This window comes from Hungatella sp. (genome assembly GCF_046966825.1).
Map to the genome: position 1 here is coordinate 16,265 of NZ_JBKVCZ010000084.1, position 14,299 is coordinate 30,563.

At 49.5% G+C, this 14,299-nt stretch carries 11 protein-coding genes and 1 pseudogene; 3 read left to right on the forward strand and 9 right to left on the reverse strand.

Translation table 11 applies throughout. The features are described 5' to 3' along the window. Positions 1 to 324: 324 nt before the first annotated feature. Positions 325 to 1,803 (forward strand): DUF1846 domain-containing protein, encoded by a 1,479-nt coding sequence (locus ACLTD4_RS22040; RefSeq protein WP_055657456.1) that lies wholly within the window; start codon positions 325 to 327, stop codon positions 1,801 to 1,803. Positions 1,804 to 1,898: 95 nt separating this feature from the next. Here the strand turns inward: ACLTD4_RS22040 and ACLTD4_RS22045 are convergent. Continuing rightward, a pseudogene (locus tag ACLTD4_RS22045) lies at positions 1,899 to 3,266 on the reverse strand (MATE family efflux transporter). Between the two features lie 271 nt (positions 3,267 to 3,537). Between ACLTD4_RS22045 and ACLTD4_RS22050 the strand changes: the two are divergent. Then, positions 3,538 to 4,590 (forward strand): inorganic phosphate transporter, encoded by a 1,053-nt coding sequence (locus ACLTD4_RS22050; RefSeq protein ID WP_055657498.1) that lies wholly within the window; start codon positions 3,538 to 3,540, stop codon positions 4,588 to 4,590. A 71-nt stretch (positions 4,591 to 4,661) separates the two neighbouring features. After that, positions 4,662 to 5,285: a DUF47 domain-containing protein gene (locus ACLTD4_RS22055; RefSeq protein ID WP_002600640.1), complete on the forward strand. Its 624-nt coding sequence runs from the start codon at positions 4,662 to 4,664 to the stop codon at positions 5,283 to 5,285. 75 nt (positions 5,286 to 5,360) lie between these two features. Here ACLTD4_RS22055 and ACLTD4_RS22060 read toward each other — a convergent pair whose 3' ends face one another. From ACLTD4_RS22060 to ACLTD4_RS22095, 8 genes are all read right to left on the reverse strand, one after another. Then, positions 5,361 to 6,449, reverse strand: coding sequence for a glycosyltransferase (locus tag ACLTD4_RS22060; RefSeq protein ID WP_117624282.1), 1,089 nt, complete (start codon positions 6,447 to 6,449; stop codon positions 5,361 to 5,363). 123 nt (positions 6,450 to 6,572) lie between these two features. Then, entirely contained in the window at positions 6,573 to 7,301 is a 729-nt protein-coding gene (locus ACLTD4_RS22065) for a hypothetical protein (protein ID WP_147335927.1), read from the reverse strand. A 23-nt stretch (positions 7,302 to 7,324) separates the two neighbouring features. After that, on the reverse strand, positions 7,325 to 7,906 hold the full coding sequence (locus tag ACLTD4_RS22070) for a DUF4489 domain-containing protein (protein ID WP_081034299.1): 582 nt from the start codon (positions 7,904 to 7,906) through the stop codon (positions 7,325 to 7,327). A gap of 19 nt (positions 7,907 to 7,925) precedes the next feature. Beyond that, positions 7,926 to 8,465, reverse strand: a complete 540-nt coding sequence (locus ACLTD4_RS22075; RefSeq protein WP_002600644.1) for a DUF4489 domain-containing protein — start codon at positions 8,463 to 8,465, stop codon at positions 7,926 to 7,928. Between the two features lie 477 nt (positions 8,466 to 8,942). Continuing rightward, on the reverse strand, positions 8,943 to 10,460 hold the full coding sequence (locus ACLTD4_RS22080; protein ID WP_412331564.1) for a hypothetical protein: 1,518 nt from the start codon (positions 10,458 to 10,460) through the stop codon (positions 8,943 to 8,945). Positions 10,461 to 10,510: 50 nt separating this feature from the next. Then, positions 10,511 to 12,337, reverse strand: a complete 1,827-nt coding sequence (locus ACLTD4_RS22085; RefSeq protein WP_412331565.1) for a collagen-like protein — start codon at positions 12,335 to 12,337, stop codon at positions 10,511 to 10,513. 63 nt (positions 12,338 to 12,400) lie between these two features. Then, positions 12,401 to 12,961 carry a C1q-like domain-containing protein gene (locus ACLTD4_RS22090; protein ID WP_117624533.1) on the reverse strand — a complete coding sequence of 187 codons (561 nt, stop codon included), beginning with the start codon at positions 12,959 to 12,961 and terminating at the stop codon, positions 12,401 to 12,403. A 511-nt stretch (positions 12,962 to 13,472) separates the two neighbouring features. Beyond that, on the reverse strand, positions 13,473 to 14,299 hold an 827-nt coding region (locus ACLTD4_RS22095; protein ID WP_412331566.1), incomplete at its 5' end, for an exosporium glycoprotein BclB-related protein.

A 14,299-nucleotide genomic window follows, 5' to 3' on the forward strand; every position in this document is an offset into this window, starting at 1 on the left:
GACCCCCTTAACCTGTTTGGTTTAACCGATTTGGTCAGTTATATTGTATCGCATTGACTGTATTTTACAACCCCCTGCAAGACCTTTAAACAATCATTTTTTCTCAGAAACGGAAAAATTTCCCTGAGCTTTCCACAACAGGCGGAAAAAGAGGAAGGGGAGAACGAAATAACCGTGGTAATTTCATTCGTTTTATGATACAATCGGTAAGTATTATGAGCAGGAACCCGTCGTTTTTAACGATATGGGGGCTTTTTGCGTGCTTTTTTGCGGGTAAACAGCCTCTGAGGACATAGATTCTAAAGAATAAAAAGGGGTACGAACATGAAAATCGGATTTGATAACAACAAGTACTTGCAGCTGCAGTCTGAGCACATCAGGGAGCGGATTAACCAGTTCGGCGATAAGCTGTATCTGGAATTCGGCGGAAAATTATTTGATGATTATCACGCCTCCAGAGTCCTTCCGGGATTCGCACCTGACAGCAAGTTAAGCATGCTGATGCAGCTCGCCGACCAGGCCGAGATCATCATCGCCATCAATGCCGCAGACATCGAGAAGAACAAGATACGTCACGATCTCGGCATTACCTACGATGTGGATGTGCTCCGCCTGATTCAGTCCTTCACGGACCGGGGGCTCTATGTCGGCAGTGTCGTCATCACCCAGTACTCCGGACAGAAGGCAGCCGATCTCTTCAAGAGCAAGCTGGAGAAAATCGGCATCCGTGTCTACCGCCACTACATCATAGACGGATATCCCAGCAACGTATCTCTGATTGTGAGCGACGAGGGATACGGCAGAAATGATTATATCGAAACAGCGAAGCCGCTCGTCATCATCACGGCGCCGGGACCGGGAAGCGGAAAGATGGCCACCTGCCTTTCCCAGCTCTACCATGAGAACAAGCGCGGCATCAAGGCCGGATACGCCAAGTTTGAGACCTTCCCAATCTGGAATATCCCGTTAAAGCATCCGGTAAACTTAGCCTATGAAGCGGCTACCGCCGATTTAAATGACGTCAACATGATCGACCCCTTCCATCTCGACGCCTACGGTGTTACCACGGTAAACTACAACCGCGACGTGGAGATTTTCCCGGTGTTAAGCGCCATTTTCGAGGGAATCTACGGCGAATGCCCCTACAAGTCTCCTACCGACATGGGTGTCAATATGGTTGGATGCTGTATTATGGATGACGAGGTATGTGCCGAGGCTTCCCGTCAGGAAATTATTCGGCGCTACTATCAGGCGCTGGCCCGCCTGGCCAAAGATATGGGCAGCAAGGAGGAGGTCTATAAGATCGAGCTTCTGATGAAGCAGGCCAAGATTACCACCGACTTAAGACGCGTGGTCGGAGCAGCCAACGAGCGGGCGGAAAAGACCGGCTCCCCGGCGGCAGCCATGGAGCTGGATGACGGAACCATCATCACCGGCAAGACCACCAATCTTCTCGGCGCCTCCGCGGCCCTCCTGTTAAATGTGGTCAAGGTGCTGGGAAATATTTCTCATGACATTCATCTGATCGCACCTTCTGCCATCGAACCGATCCAGAAGTTAAAGGTCAATTACCTGGGCAGCAAGAACCCGCGTCTCCACACCGACGAGGTGCTGATCGCCCTGTCCGCCAGCGCGGCCACCGATCACAACGCACAGGTCGCCTTGGAGCAGCTTCCAAAGCTGAAGGGCCGCGAAGTTCACACTTCCGTCCTGCTCTCCGACGTGGATACGAAGATATTCAAGAAGCTGGGCGTCAATCTGACATGCGAACCGATCTATGAGGAGAAAAAGATTTACCATTAATTCAGGAAAATAGAAAAGAAACGGGCGTCGCGGCCGGATATCATCGGCTGCGGCGCCCGTTTTCCTGTCCGGAAATGCCCGGCGGCTACTGGCTTTTATTCATTTTCCTGCAATGCGGATTTCCATTTTACACGAAGCAGCAGGACGATGGAGATTGCCGCCGCCATATAGTTGGAGAATAAATTCCCCCAGAATACGGAATAATAGGCAAGGAAGCTTTCCGTTGCCAGTATAAACAGGTAACGGAGCAGCCATATTCGCAGCAGCCCCACCACCATCGGAACCTTTGTCTTTCCGAGGCCGATAAACGCTCCCTGGACTACCATGCAGATTCCGAAACCAACGACGGAATACGTGTAAATATGTAACGCGTGATTTGCGATCTCCAGCACATCCTGCTGGCGCGTAAACAGGGTCGTCAAATGGGACGAGGCCGGTACTATAATGGAAATAATAAGGACAGCCGTGATCATACTTGCCACGCATCCGGTCACTGTACATTTCTTCGCCCGCGCCCCCTATCCCGCGCCCACGTTCATACTCACCATGGTTGTGATGGCAGCGCCGAAGGAGCTGGGCAGGTTAAAGCATACTGACGTGATGTTGTTGGCAATTCCCTGACCGTTTAAGACGACGGGTCCGTATTTCTGGGTCTCATTGTTGATGAGGAAGAAGCCAAAATTCAGCATCAGGCTGGTCACCATGGCCGGAATGCCGACGCGGATCAGCTGATGGATCAGGACTCCGTCAAACCGAAAGCCCTTCAGGGTCAGCTGGTTCTCTCCCTTCTGGATAAACAGCTCATAGAACATCCAGATACAGATGAGCATATTGGCGCAGAGCGAAGCCATGACACAGCCCACAATCCCCAGGCGGAGCCACACGATAAAGACTACATTGAAAATTATTTTTAATACCAGCATTAAAACCATCCGGATAAATGTCGCTTCCGGCCGCCCGGTCGCATTCATAATAGCGTTATAAATGCTTTCCAGAAAGGAAAACGGAAGAACCATGGCATATAAGGCGATATAAAGCCAGACATTATGAGAGATTTCCTGATCCACATGGCCCGATATTGGAAACGCGATGAGAACCAGAAGCGGCGCGATGCACAGGCCGAGGCAGAATGCGAAAACCACGGTCTGAGTGCTGATATGCTTCACCCGCTTAAAATTCCCCTGGCCGAAGGTCTGCCCGATGATGGCCATGGCGGCCACGCTTAAGCCCTGGGCCAGCGCGGTCATCATGTTTATGATCGGCTCGCTGTAGGTAACGGCGCTGGCCACCAGCGTACCCGCTACATTATTGATGAAGAGACCGTCGGACAGCGGCATCAGGGACTGCACCACGCTCATCATCAGGGTCGGAAACGACAGCATCATCAAGGTTCTTACGATGCTGCCGTTCAGGATCAGTTCACGGCGTTCGGCCGCACCCGTTTTCAATATTCCAGTTTTCATGTTCCACACATCTCTTTCTTTTCTGTATCAATTAAAATGTCACAAATTCTTACTATAGCACAATTTATCCGGTCCTGCATCCTGATTTCTCCAATTTTAGCAGTTTGTTAATACTCCCTCTTCCCTTTCGCCGCCTCGTCTTAACGCTTTTTTATCCTTTGTAAAATCGGCGTTAAGCTTTTCATTTTCTATAGATTTTTCACGTCAGTCCGTTATAATCGAAGTAAAGAAACATTAAAATCCACGTAAAGTGAGGTAAGACATGAATGGTATGACAATCCCCATATCTGATTTTTTAACAGGACTCTCGTCCAGCCCGGCGTTTGCCGTTACCACGGTTCTGACGCTGGGCGTTATTCTGGTCAACGGCTGGACCGACGCCCCTAACGCCATCGCTACTTGCGTCTCTACCCGGGCCATCACCGCGAAGTATGCGATTCTGATGGCGGCCGTTTTCAATTTTCTGGGAGTTTTTCTCATGACCATGCTCAATCAGAGTGTGGCCTCCACCATTTACAATATGGTCGATTTCGGAGGCGACAGCCACCAGGCGCTGATTGCGCTCTGTGCCGGACTGACCGCCATCGTCGCATGGGCCGTGGCCGCGTGGTGGTTCGGAATCCCGACCAGCGAAAGCCACGCCCTGATCGCCGGACTGTCGGGAGCCGCGATCGCCCTGCATAACGGCGTAGACGGAATCAATGCGTCCGAGTGGGTCAAGGTTCTCTATGGCCTCCTGCTCTCCACCGTTCTCGGCTTCGTCTCCGGCTGGATCTCTGTCCGGCTGGTGGAACTGCTCTTCCGGGACCGCGACCGCAGAAAGACAAACCACTTCTTCGGCGGCGCCCAGATTGCCGGCGGAGCCGCCATGGCCTTCATGCACGGCGCTCAGGACGGCCAGAAATTCATGGGTGTCTTCATGCTTGGAATCTTCCTTGCCCAGGGAAATGTGGGTGAAGGCCATTTCTCCATTCCGGTCTGGCTGATGGTACTGTGCAGTATCGTCATGGCGCTCGGCACCTCCATCGGTGGTTACCGCATCATCAAGGCGGTAGGCATGGACATGGTGAAGCTGGAGAAATATCAGGGGTTTGCCGCCGACTTAGCCGGGGCCTTTTGCCTCTTCTTATCCTCCATTGCAGGGATTCCAGTCTCCACCACGCACACGAAGACCACCGCCATCATGGGCGTGGGGGCCGCAAAGCGGATCTCCTGTGTGGACTGGGGCGTCGTGAAGGAGATGGTCCTTACCTGGGTCTTAACATTTCCCGGCTGCGGTATCATCGGCTTTTTCATGGCGAAACTGTTTCTCTGGATCTTTTAGGAAAAAGGGAAGATATCGGGAGATAAATAACGATCAAACTATAAACAGCAAATAGAAAAGGAGTCAGAATCATGACAGGAAAACGAGATCATTTATATTTTGAACTGCTTCAGGAAGGCGTCCGGTATGCGGTTGAAGCGGCGGCGCAGCTGCAGAACGATTTGGAGCACTTTGATGCCTCCGTGTTAAATCAGCAGATTGATACCATGCACGAGCTGGAGCACCAGGCCGATTTGACCAAACACCAGGCGATGGAAAAGCTGATCCGGGAATTCATCACTCCCCTGGAGCGCGAAGACATTCTGGGACTCACCAGCGCGATTGACGATGTGACAGACAGCATCGAGGATGTGCTGCTGCGCCTCTACATGTTTAACATTCATGAGTTAAGGCCGGATGCCCTGGAATTTTCCCGTATCGTGGCACAGTGCTGTGCTGCGCTTCAGGATTTGATGGATGAGTTCCCTCATTTCCGGAAATCGAAAACCATAAGGGAAAAGATCATTGAGATCAACCATCTGGAAGAAATCGGAGACCGCCTTTACACGGAAGCCATGCACCGCCTTCACACGGAGCGTCCGGATGCCGTGGAAATCCTGTCCTGGACCACAATCTATGACCGGTTTGAAAAATGCTGCGACATGTGTGAACACGTGGCCGACTCGGTGGAACTGGTAATATTGAAAAACAGCTGATGGTACAGGGCGCCGGAGTATGACTCTTCAGCGTCCCTGTGTCCTTCATGCAAAAATCCGAAAGGGAGCGGTATTTTACATTCCCTTTCCTGCAAAGTAAGCTTCATTAAACAAAACGGCCGGGTGATCCGGCTTTTTCTTTTTGGACTTCTCATGGTACTCCAACGCTTTTTCCCTTTCTCCCAGCCTGTCATAGCAGACGCAGAGCTGAATATCCGGTATGAAATCACTGCAGTCCGGATTCACGAAGGCGCCGCTTTCCTCATTGGTCTTCTGATCCTTCGCCCGCAGATACCAGTAAACGGCCTGTTTCAGATTACCCTTGTCGCTTCCCCCCTGTTCCATAAACCATTTTCCCGCCTCACAGCAGAGTTCCGGGCGGGGCAGGTCGTAACGAAAGCTTCGGAACAATGCCTGAAGGGCTTCCTCCCGTTTTCCCATTCTGGCGTAGCAATGGGAGAGATCCAGACAGGCACTGATATTATTTTCAATCCATCCTCTCCCCTCTTCCAGAAATGTCAGAAACATGGCTGCAGCCGCTTCATAACGCCCATGATAGAACAGCTCCCTGGCGTAGTAAAACTGATGTCTGGGATCCGTGATCCCTCCATGTTCTTTCATGGTCTCATAGATCTTCAAATTGCGGTCGGGATCCGAGGGGTGCAGCTTTCTGTGGCAGACGGCCGCCCTGCCATAAAGGATGGTCCCGGCCGGTGTGATTACCTCGTGTACCGCTCCCTGCCAGAGAAATCCCCTGCTTCGCTTCAGAAGGCGCTCCCGGTAATACGTCATGGTGGGGTTCCCCTTCTGGTCGAAGGCCACCTGATACGGCATCATGACGACATCCGTGCTCCCATCCAGCTCCTCTTTCATCTGCTGAAATTTCTTCCTGTCCTCATCTTCGATCACGTCATCCGCATCCAGCCACATCTGATAATCCATAGTTGCTTTTGAAAAGGAAAAATTGCGCGCTGCCGAGAAATCGTCAATCCACGGAAAGTCGTATACCGCGTTCGTAAACCGGCCCGCAATTTCCTTTGTCCTGTCCGTGGAACCCGTGTCCACAATGATGATTTCATCCACGATATCTTTCACACTCTCCAGGCACCGCCCCAGAACATCCTCCTCATTCCGTACAATCATACACAGGCTCACCGTCGCCATTTTATCTCATCCTTTCTGATTTTTTGTCCACAAAATACGCGTAGGCTCTTACGGTTATCATATGCAAAACACAGCCGGAGCGAACCTTTCGGTTCATTCCGGCTGTGTTCATACTTCCTTTTGCTATTGATAGATGCTGGCTTTTATTTCCTGAATGATCTTATCGAGGCCAAGCTCATTACAGTCACTGATCAGCCCCAATGTAACAAATTTCTTATAAGCCGCTGTCAGACTGCTCCGCTCACCGGATTCAGTCAAGCCGATCAGCTCCTCGAGAAACGCTAAAATCTCATTGTCCGTATCTTCCTTCTTCGTATAGTTCTCATATAAAACCTGCAGTTCCTGGGTCAACGGCCCGCTTGCCGCGCTTCTGTTGACGGTTTTTACTTTAGCTTGCGTCGTATCCTTAGCGGCGTCTTCCTCTGAGCTTTTTACTGCCTTTTCATTTTCATCAAACAGAATCTCTAAGGCAGTGCCGTTCTCTGTCAAGCTTTTAACTGCCTCGTAAAATTCGGCTATGGAATCTTCATCATGAGCTGAAAAAGAAATTACATCTCCGTCCAGAAGCTTCATATGAACCATTTTCTCTGCGCCGCCGGTCCGATGATACAGCAGCCACACAGCGGCAGATGCAGCCAGGGCGATCAGCATGCACACAACATGCGTACCCGCTAATGCTATAAATAAAAGGATAAGAAACAGTTCCGCCGGAAACGGTTTCACCGTCAGCTCCCCCAGCCATACCTGGGAAATCCCTGATGACCGCACCGTATGATTTTCCCAGCTTATGAGACCATCTTTTATCTGTATGTTAGAAATCTTATACTTAGTTTCCTGGTTTTTTCCTGACATAATGTATCCTTCCAAAAACGAAATCACAATTCTCCTACAACTGTTGCGATTAATGTAGGATTTGCTATTATTGCGCTTCCCCCCATATCAAATTCTTCAATATCCACTAAGACGCTATAGATACAGCATTTCTCTGCCGCTGCATTGTGGTCATACACAGACAGCGTAAAACTATTCGCCTCCGAACATACTTTATCCCGATCGTATAAGATCCCTGCACTGACTGGAACAGTTACCCCCTGACCGCTTTCCTGCCTCAAAATTTGAAATCTCAGCCGCAGTTTTAGTTTCTCAGCAATGATATTACAGGAAAAAGCCAAATGGATCAGTATATTTTTATAACCAGAGGTATCCAAACTAAGAGAAGCCACATGAAATGTGGCTCTCTTATCTGTTCCTTCAGGCAGGACAACTCCCCCAAAATCAGCGTTTTTAATGAACATATTTTCTTTGCGGCATACATCTTCTGAAGAATGTGGGCGCTGTTTCATTTGGGGGAAAGGGTATTGCCCCACATTATATCTTGGCTGATTGAATTTCGGGGGAATGCAGTTACATGTTCCAGAACCTGTTTGACAACCATGTCCAAATAACCTGTAATACATTGCTACTCCTTTAAGCTAATTAGCAACCGGTAGCGTTATCGACAACAATCGCTCCAAGAGTCGCATTGTTAATAGAAGTAACACCAACCGTCGCAACACCTGCAACCGTTGCAACTACACTGTAAGTGCAGCATTCCGTATCGCAGATATCGCAGTCACACACGAAAAATGAGAATGAATCACTTGCAGTAACCGCAACGAGACGGGAGAACGTCCAGACAGGACCAACCGGAATCGGAACCAGCTGATTTTTACACTGTTTGAAAATCTGGAAATTCAGGGAAAGAACTGCCGCCGTGGTAACAATGTTGCTGGCAAATTCAAATTTAATGCACGGTTTACGGAATCCTTTTGTATCCACAGTTACAGTCGCAACTGTAAAGTTTGTTCCTGCAATCGTTGCCAGAGGAAGAGTCACCGCACCAGGACAGCCACATTTTAATGTTGTTCTGTTCGGAGCGAGAGCTCTGCATCTTTCACATTCACAGTAACATTTGCAGTCGCAATCGCAGGATTCTCTCTGATCACACTCACAGTTATTATAGTTCATATCACTCATAATGGAACCTCCATATTATTTCTTTTATTAATACCCTGATGGTATACTACAGTATATTTAAAAAATGGAAAAAGGTGACATATCGGGATTTGGGCATCTTGCCTGTCCTTTGGCTGGTGGGGACATGGGGCGGCATAGAGGGGGTAGGACCCGGATACAAATTGATTGGGCGACCAGGATATGGGGGAGGAGGGGATTTTTTGGGGGGATTGGTGGCAGTTTTTTTCAGGGGTGAGGCAGATTTGAGGGTGGGGTGGAGACAGTTTTTTGAGAAATTATGACGATTTCCGAAAAGCAAATTAAGGTATGAACTGGAAGGCTAATAAGGGAGAATCAGCAAATGGGGTGAGGCGTGGATCCAGATACGAATGAAAGGTATCGTGAACAACGTTTAAGGTATTCTTAACAGGCGGATTCTTAAGAATCCGCCTGACTTATGTTGTCTGTTTTAATCCAGACCATTTGCTTTTCCTTTGTTTATTGCTGCTTATTAATCTGATTTACGGACCATACAATACCACTGCCGGAACCACCTAAATTCAGCCCGATCGTAAGTCCGTTTGCTACATAGTAAAGTCCGATGATATCACCAGCATTTAGCTGTACCTCGCCAGCCAATGTTACAGTTCCGCTGCCCAATATCGTTCTTAATGACAGTATCAGCGCAATATTAACATTTAAGATTGGAAATAAACCTGTAATTAAACTGGTCACTGTCGGTGAACTTCTCTGTACAACAAATGCAGGGTTAATTCCCGCCCCCAGTGCGATTGTGATTACAGCTGTCGTTGCATAATTAATTGTCGCTTCTATAATATATCTGCCTGTGGCCGGCACAGTATAATTTCCAGTCGCCGGATTAAAATTTCCACTGTTGAAATATGGGGCGGCCACCGACCAGCCAGTTAGCTGACTGCTGGCAGATACACTAGCTGTTGACAGAAATGCTGAAAAACCTTCGCTGGTGGCAGTCGGACCTGTGGCACCTGTTGGGCCGGTAGGGCCTGTGATGCCTTGCGCTCCTGTCGCTCCTGTTGGGCCGGTGGGGCCTGTGATGCCTTGCGCTCCTGTTGGACCGGTGGGGCCTGTGACGCCTTGCGCTCCTGTGGCTCCTGTTGGACCAGCGGGGCCTATGAAGCCTTGCGCTCCCGTCGCTCCTGTTGGGCCAGCGGGGCCTATGACGCCTTGCGCTCCTGTCGGGCCAGCGGGGCCTGTGATGCCTTGCGCGCCCGTCGCTCCTGTTGGGCCAGTAGGACCTATGACACCTTGCGCTCCCGTCGGGCCGGTGGGACCTATGACACCTTGCGCTCCCGTTGCTCCTGTCGGGCCGGTGGAACCTGTGATACCTTGCGCTCCTGCCGGGCCGGTGGGGCCTATGACGCCTTGCGGTCCTGTCGCTCCTGTTGGGCCTATGATTCCTTGTGGTCCTGTTGCTCCTGTCGCTCCCGTTAGGCCTAAATTCCCTTGTGGACCCGTAGCTCCTGTCAATCCTGTTGGTCCAATTACACCTTGTGGACCTGTTGAGCCTGTCGCCCCCTGCGGACCGGTGGCTCCTGTCGCTCCCGTAGGACCAGTCGGACCTGCTGAGCCAGCATTTAATACACTGATACCAGCATTAACCGGAACCACATCTGATAGAGTGACCTCCGTAGCTAATTCATTTCTTAATGAAATACTAAAACCTGCTGTAACTGTCAAAACTGCCGAGCCAAATATCTCTCCATTTTTTATTCCACTGCCAGCGGTATAACTACTGGATGGCGTTTCGTTGGTCACAACCGAAAAACTTGGACCGAATACGCCAAGTGCTGTTTTGACAGTCACAAACCATGATACATAGTATTGCCCCGCATTTATAAACGTTATCATACCATCTGCCGGATTATACGTTACATTGGTATCAGAATTAACCAATATTTCGTTAAACAATACTGCAGCATTTGCAGATACAATAAGGGGCGTCGTATTTTGTAACTGTAATCCTAAACCAGCCATTATAACACCTCTTTTAAAACCTTTTATTCCTAGCCATATTCAAATATGGCTTACACTTTGGCCTCTACTATACGCATACTCGCCTGAACAGTTATATCTGATAACGTCAGTGCCGCACCTGATTGGTTTACCAGCTGCATTGTAAATGGTAATTGACCAGCCGTTACTTGAAGAATCGCATTCCCATAAAATTGTCCCGGTATGGATGGCGGTGCATAACTTTCGCCAATTATAGCGGATGTCGCAGCATTAACTAAGTTCACTACTACAAAGTCAAGATCTCCTGATCCGTCTAAATTCAACCACCAATCAACAAAATATAAACCTTCTGCCGTAATTTCTATAGTCCCAGCTGTATTTGTGATATCCGGAGTTAAATTTGTAAAGACTGTATCAAAAGTAAATACTCCTCCATCCACAACATTGTTTCCCGAACTATTCTTAACTTCAAGCTGAATACCACCAACCACTCCTGATGGGCCTGTTGCTCCCGTCGGGCCGGTCGGGCCTATATCTCCTTGAGGACCTGTTGCTCCTGTTGAACCAGTTGCTCCCGTCGGGCCTATATCTCCTTGTGGTCCTGTTACTCCCGTCGGGCCCGTTACTCCTGTATTTCCCTGTGGACCGGTTGCTCCTGTTGAACCAGTTACTCCCGTTGGGCCTATATCTCCCTGTGGTCCTGTTACTCCCGTCGGGCCCGTTGATCCGGTATTCCCCTGCGGTCCTGTTGCTCCTGTTAAACCAGTTGCCCCCGTCGGGCCTATATCTCCCTGTAGGCCTGTTGCTCCTGTTGAACCAGTTGCTCCCGTCGGGCCTATATCTCCCTGCGGGCCTGTTGCTCCCGTTGAACCAGTATTTCCCTGCGGTCCTGTTGCTCCTGTTAAACCAGTTGCCCCCGTCGGGCCTATATCTCCCTGTAGGCCTGTTGCTCCTGTTGAACCAGTTGCTCCCGTCGGGCCTATATCTCCCTGCGGGCCTGTTGCTCCCGTTGAACCAGTATTTCCCTGCGGTCCTGTTGCTCCTGTTAAACCAGTTGCCCCCGTCGGGCCTATATCTCCCTGTGGGCCTGTTGCTCCTGTCGAACCAGTTGCTCCCGTCGGGCCTATATCTCCCTGCGGTCCTGTTGCTCCCGTTAAACCAGTTGCTCCCGTCGGTCCTATATCTCCCTGCGGTCCTGTTGCTCCTGTCGAACCAGTTACTCCCGTCGGGCCTATATCTCCCTGTGGGCCTGTTGCTCCTGTCACTCCCGTTGAACCGGTATTTCCCTGTGGTCCTGTTGAACCGGTTGCTCCCGTCGGGCCTATATCTCCCTGTGGACCTGTCGCTCCTGTCGAACCCGTTGCTCCTGTATTTCCTTGCGCCCCCGTTGCGCCAGTCACTCCCGTAGCACCAGTCGAGCCAGTCGCTCCGGTTGCACCAGTGGCACCAGTCGCTCCGGTTGCACCGGTCGGGCCAGTTGGCCCCCCCTTACCGATATTGACTACTGCGATTCCAGCCATAATTTCTACGTTATCATTAAGCCGAACACCACCATTCGTCACATTTCGAAGTGTAAAACTAAATCCGGCACTTACATTGAGAAGTGCAAAACCGGATATCTCTCCTGTTTTTATACCGCTTCCAGCCGTATAATACGTAGGCGTGGCTTCATTGGTCACAATAGAAAAGCTTGGCCCTGATGTGCCAAGCCCCGTTTTCGTCACCACAAACCAAGATACATAATATTCGCCTTCCTGCACAAAGGATATTGCTCCATCAGCAGGATTATAAACTACGTTTGGATCATCGTTGACGAGCGTCTCATTGAAAAGAACCGCACCGCCCTCAGCGATATAATCAGCAATAGTATTTTGAAGTTGTAATCCTATATCAGCCATAATATCACCATCCCTAAATTCTATATAAATCGCAATGTTTTATTGCGTAAACTTCTGATTTAATCAATTGCTTTTGTAACTGCCAGCCTGGCAAGTAATTCCTGCAATCACAATATTAGCCTGTACCGAAGCTTCCGTGTACCTCACGGTATCTCCGCTTATATTTACAAGTGAGAGTCTTCCCGGTGTTTTTCCCGTCGTAATAAGAGCTGTTCCTGACAGTTGACAGGTTACCTGTGAAGACGAACTGACTGAGATCATGACACTGTTAACGACCACACAAAAATCAATACTCTGCACAGTTTCTGCCCCATCAATAGCCACCTCCCAGGAAACATAGTAGCTTCCATTGGATGGTAATGTGAACTCTCCCGTCATATCATTATATTGGATTCTTGGATTTGACTGGTTTACCATTTTATCAAACACGACATTGCTGTTGTTCTCTAAAAGCGCTCTTGCCGCCCCGCACAGCTGTACCTGTACACCACTTAAGTTACAGGACCTCTGTTCCGGAGGACAGACGGGACAACAGCGCTTGCAGCAGCATCTGTTACAAGAGGTGTTCTCACAATTCCTCACATCACCGTGTCCGCGGTTATCATTATCATTGTCCCTAAGCATCACGCATGTTCCTTTCCTGATTAAACTGCAAATCAATATGCTGCATGAATGGAGCTGCCAGGTATATTGTGCCATGCAGCCGAAACCGATATTTTAAATTTACTCCATTCCCAGGCGCCAGCTGTTTCGTCCTGTAATCAGACGCACAGATGGATCTAATACACCTAGGCTATTATATGCGGAGGCTTGTATTATGTCACAAAGGCACATTACCACATTGAAGTCATTTGCAATCTGCTGAAAATCTATCTGAATAATTTATTAATCTGCGGCACGTCACTCTAAATATAAAATGAAGTGCCTGAAAAAAAACGCCACCTATACCCTTTTGATTGGATGCTGTCATACTGAAAAATGGAACTGTACAAGCAGCAGAAATGATTTTCAGCATACTCCTGTTTTTCATCAAACCTATACAAAAAACACTGGCAGTTCAACAAAATATGAACTGCCAGTGTTTTCTTCACCCATTAATACAAGGAGACATTTATTCCTTTGCTTCTATTTTTCTTTATGATATAGCTACACCAGCACTTGCATAACCTACAACACTGTTTACAAGATTAAGACCCGTAGCCGTAGTTGAAAATACAAGTAAGAGACGTGTATTCATTGTCACCGGGATTGAAAGCCCTGTCGTCGACCCACTGGAGATATCACCAATGGAAATGAGACCGCTGAGAGCTGGAGCCAACGTAACAACTGCCCCTGCAATCGGTGAGAAAATGTTATTCGGTGTCGTAGATTGATAAAGCTGTGCCCGGATTGTAATTGTCGAACCTACTAAAGACAATGCCACAGTACTGCTGAAAAATGCGGACATAGAAGTGATCACACCATCACGCGGTACTGAAAATGCAAAGTTTGTAAGTGTTCCGGCCGCATTTGTTAAATCGATTGTTGTTCCCAACACACCAACACTTGGCGCGCTGTCTCCAAAACCAATCAATGACGGAATACCAGCTAATCCGCCGAGAATTGTTGTCATTGTAATTGGTAATCCAGACGAATACGGAATAATTGCACTGCTTCCGGCTACACCCGCTGCACCGGTTGCTCCTGTGGCTCCCGTAGCTCCGGTGGCCCCTGTGGCTCCCGTGGCTCCTGTGGCTCCGGCTGCTCCGGCTGCTCCTGTCGCTCCCGTTGCTCCGGTTGCTCCGGCCACTCCGGCTGCTCCTGTGGCTCCTGTGGCTCCTGTGGCTCCGGCCGCTCCAGCTGCTCCTGTTGCTCCTGTTGGACCTGTTGCTCCTGTGGCTCCGGCCGCTCCGGCTACTCCTGTTGCTCCTGTGGCTCCTGTGGCTCCATTGGCTCCTGCAGCTCCGGTGGCTCCTGTTGGAC